This window comes from Nocardiopsis sp. TNDT3 (assembly GCF_003427465.1).
In the GTDB taxonomy this organism is placed as follows: domain Bacteria; phylum Actinomycetota; class Actinomycetes; order Streptosporangiales; family Streptosporangiaceae; genus Nocardiopsis; species Nocardiopsis dassonvillei.
The window spans coordinates 1-2,531 of sequence record NZ_QPFC01001234.1 but is presented as its reverse complement, the minus strand read 5'-3'; the positions used below and the strand labels follow the sequence as shown (position 1 = coordinate 2,531).

Sequence of the window (2,531 nt, the reverse complement as noted above, 5' to 3'; positions counted from 1 at the left end):
GCCCACCCCCTTCTCCCGGAGGACCGAGAGTGGCCGACCCCGTCCGGCTGTACGACCCCCGCTTCAACGCCGACCCCCAGGGTTCCTACCGGGCCATGCGCGCCGAACACGGTTCCGTCGTGCCCGTGCTCATGGAGGGCGACGTCCCCGCGTGGCTGGTCATCGGCTACCACGAGCTCCACCACGTCCTCAACACCCCCGAGGTGTTCGCGCGCGACCCCCGCCGCTGGAACGCCTGGGACCGGGTGCCGCGGGACTGGCCGCTGCTGCCGGTGCTCGCGCCCCAGCCCAACCTGCTGTCCGCCGAGGGCGAGGAGCACCGGCGCCGCACCGCCGCGGTCAACGACGCCCTGAACGGGGCCGACCCGCACGAGCTGCGCGCGGTCACCGCACGCCTGGCCGACCGCCTCGTCGACGGGTTCTGCGCCTCCAGCGGCACCGACCTGCGCACGCACTACGCGCAGCGGCTCCCGTCCCTGGTCCTGTGCTGGATGTACGGCCTCGACGACGAACGCGGCGAGGCGGTCACCACCCTGATGGGCACCATGTTCGACGCCGGTCCCGACGCGGTCGGGGCCCACGTCGAGATCGTGGCCGAGTTCACCCGGCTCGTCGCCTCCCGCCGCGCAGACCCCGGACCCGACGTGGTGTCCCGGATGATCGCCCACCCGGCGGGCTACGGCGACGCGGACCTGGTCGCCGAACTGGTCGCCGTCCTGGGCGGCGCCCACCAGACCACCTCCGAGTGGATCGGCAACGCGCTGCGCCTGATGCTCACCGACGACCGCTTCTCCGCCTCCATGGCGGGCGCCCGCAGCAGCGTCCGCGAGGCCCTGGCCGAGGTCCTGTGGGAGGACTCCCCGTCCCAGATGAACGCCGGGCGCTTCGCCGCCCGCGACGTCGAGCTGGACGGCAGGGTCATCCGCAGGGGCGACCTGCTCCTGCTGGGCTACGCCGCGGCCAACAAGGACCCCCGGCTGCACACCGGCGAGCGCTCCTCGGCCGTCCGGGGCAACCACGCCCACCTGTCCTTCTCCCACGGCGAGCACAGCTGCCCCCACGCCGCGCAGGGGATCGCCGAGGTCATGGCGGTCACGGCGGTGGAGGTGCTGCTGGACCGCCTGCCCGACGTGGAACTGGCCATCCCCGCCGAGGAGGTCCGCTGGCGGCCCTCGCCCTGGGTGCGGGGAGTCGTGTCACTGCCGGTCACCTTCACCCCCACACCCCCACAAGGAGTCCTGTGATGCCCTGCCCCGTCCAGCACACCCCCGACGGAGTCCCGCTGGTGCACGCCGTGCCCGACGACGTGCAGGCCGACCGCGAACGCCTCCACCGGGCCGGACCCGTCACCCGGGTCGAACTCCCCGGCGGGGTCCGCGCCTGGGCCACCACCCACCACGAGGTCAGCCGCGCCACCCTCAACGACCCCCGGTTCGTCAAGAGCGTCGACCACTGGGACGACTACCAGAGCGGCCGGGTCCCCGAGGGCTGGCCGCTGATGGGCACGATCCCCACCGACAGCTCCAACATGCTGGCCCAGGACGGCGCCGCCCACCGGCGCATGCGCAGACTCACCGCCAGCCCGTTCTCGGCGCGCCGGGTGGAGCGCCTGCGCCCGCGCATCGAGGAGATCACCGCCCGGGCGCTGGACGCCCTGGAGCCGCGCGCGCACGAACCCCTGGACCTGAAGTCGGAGTTCACCTTCCGGGTCCCCATGGGGGTGATCGGCGAACTGTACGGGGTGGCTGAGGCCGAGTACGCCCAGCTCGGCGAGATGTACGCCAAGCTCTTCTCCGGCACCACCGAGGAGGGCGAGCACCTGCGGATCTACGGCGCCCTGTTCCAGTTCTTCGCCGAGATGGTCGCCCGCAAGCGCGCCAGCCTGGACGAGCACGACGACTTCACCGCCGACCTGCTCAGGGCCCGGGAGGACGGCGACTCCCTCAGCGACACCGAGGTCACCATCACCCTGCTGACGGTGGTGGCGGCCGGGCACGAGACCACCGTCAACCTGCTCAACAACGTGGTGCGCGCCCTGCTCGCCCACCCCGACCAGTTCGCCCTGCTCAAGGCGGACAAGGTGACGTGGGAGCAGGTCATCGAGGAGACGCTGCGCTACGACCCGCCCAACAACGTCATGATGTTCCGCTTCGCCACCGAGGACGTGGAGGTCGGCGGACAGACCATCCGCAAGGGCGAGGCGCTGATGACGCACTACGGCGCGGCCACCCGCGACCGCGCGGAGTTCGGTGAGGACCCGGACCCGTCCGTCTTCGACCCGCAGCGCACCCAGGGGCGCCACATCACCTTCGGGTACGGCCCGCACATCTGCCCCGGGGCGCCGCTGTCGCGGCTGGAGGCCGGGATCATCCTGCCGATGCTCTTCGAGCGCTTCCCGGACCTGCGGCTGGCCGTCCCCGACGAGGAGCTGCGGGTGCAGTCCGCGCTCTCGGTCACCAGCCTGAGGGAGTTCCCGGTCGTGCTGCGTCCCTGACAGGTGGGCCGCACGGCGCGTGGTCGGTTCCCGCGCC

At 72.7% G+C, this 2,531-nt stretch carries 2 protein-coding genes; both read left to right on the top strand.

Annotated features, from left to right (window positions below):
• Window positions 1–29: 29 nt before the first annotated feature.
• Window positions 30–1,244, top strand: coding sequence for a cytochrome P450 (locus DQW06_RS26255; RefSeq protein WP_041552762.1), 1,215 nt, complete (start codon window positions 30–32; stop codon window positions 1,242–1,244).
• On the top strand, window positions 1,244–2,494 hold the full coding sequence (locus DQW06_RS26250) for a cytochrome P450 (protein WP_117199506.1): 1,251 nt from the start codon (window positions 1,244–1,246) through the stop codon (window positions 2,492–2,494). Before DQW06_RS26255 ends, DQW06_RS26250 begins: the two co-directional genes overlap by 1 nt.
• The last annotated feature ends 37 nt before the right edge of the window (window positions 2,495–2,531 follow it).

Coding starts and splice junctions, on each gene's coding strand:
- DQW06_RS26250 (WP_117199506.1), top strand. CDS start 1,244: ATGCCCTGCCCCGTCCAGCACACCCCCGACGGAGTCCCGCTGGTGCAC.